The sequence below is a fragment of the uncultured Campylobacter sp. genome, from assembly GCF_937949835.1.
GTDB lineage: Bacteria > Campylobacterota > Campylobacteria > Campylobacterales > Campylobacteraceae > Campylobacter_B.
In genome coordinates this window covers 1-1119 of the sequence record NZ_CALEDC010000044.1, presented here as the reverse complement: position 1 = coordinate 1119, position 1119 = coordinate 1, and the positions used below count along the sequence as shown (strand labels likewise).

Annotated in this window: 2 protein-coding genes; both read left to right on the top strand. The window is 50.0% G+C overall.

All coding sequences use genetic code 11. From position 1 onward, the window contains the following. A partial coding sequence (locus Q0256_RS01020) for an amino acid--tRNA ligase-related protein (RefSeq protein WP_297959216.1) occupies positions 1–272 on the top strand: 272 nt, incomplete at its 5' end. Then, positions 269–850, top strand: a complete 582-nt coding sequence (locus tag Q0256_RS01015; RefSeq protein ID WP_295151487.1) for an adenylate kinase — start codon at positions 269–271, stop codon at positions 848–850. The genes Q0256_RS01020 and Q0256_RS01015, both read left to right, overlap by 4 nt. Positions 851–1119: the final 269 nt, after the last annotated feature.

Sequence of the window (1119 nt, the reverse complement as noted above, 5' to 3'; positions counted from 1 at the left end):
TTAGGCTGCTTAAGATCGAGCCTGCGGAGCAGAGGGAGAAATTCGGCTTCCTGCTTGATGCGCTAAGCTTCGGCGCGCCTCCGCACGGAGGTATCGCGATCGGCTTTGATAGGCTGATGATGCTGGTTACCGGCTCAAGCAGTATTCGCGAGGTTATCGCGTTTCCTAAAACGCAGCGCGCGCAGTGTCCGCTCACCAAAGCCCCTAGCGTCGTTACAGACGAGCAGCTTCGCGAGCTAGGTCTTAGGCTTCATAAGAAGGAGCAAAAATGAAAAGCCTTTTTCTAATCATTGGCGCTCCTGGCAGCGGTAAAACGACCGATGCGAGCATGATCGCCCAGATGAATCAAAGCATCGAGCACTACTCCACGGGCGATCTGCTACGCGCCGAGGTAGCAAGCGGCAGCGCTCTTGGTAGGCAGATAGACGGCTTCATTTCTAAAGGCAATCTCGTGCCGCTTGATATCGTCGTAAATGCTATCGTTAGCGCGATTAAAAGCTCGCCTAAAGACTTCATCATCATCGACGGCTATCCAAGAAGCGTCGAGCAGATGAATAAGCTAGACGAGGTGCTGCGAGGCGACGATGATGTAAATCTTAGCGCGGTAATCGAGGTATGCGTTAGCGAAGAGGTCGCCAAGGAGCGTGTTTTAGGACGCGCTCGCGGAGCAGACGATAACGAGGAGGTCTTTAAAAACCGCATGGCGGTATTTTCAGAGCCGATCGAGGATATCCGTAAATTTTACGGCGACGCGGGCGTATTTTACAGCGTAAACGGCGAGCGCACGGTCGAGGAGATCGTAGCGGATATAAACGCTATAATCGCCGCGCAGATCGAAAAACTGGGCTAGCGCGCTTGGGGCGGCAGCTTAAATTTTTAAGCGCCTCCAGCTCCTTTTTTTCATTGCAAGCGGTGCAGATCGCGCTTAAATTTAACGCGCCTTTAGCACGAGCGCGCTTTGAAATTTATAGCTTGCCGTTAATGGAGATAGTTAAATTTTAGGCGTAAAATTAAGTAGCCGCTGTGTAAATTTAAATGCGATCGTCAAATGCAAGCAGATTTCAAATTTAATGAAATTTAGGATCTGTTTGCGGATGCAGAGATTAAAATTTAAGGATA

Coding starts and splice junctions, on each gene's coding strand:
- Q0256_RS01015 (WP_295151487.1), top strand. CDS start 269: ATGAAAAGCCTTTTTCTAATCATTGGCGCTCCTGGCAGCGGTAAAACG.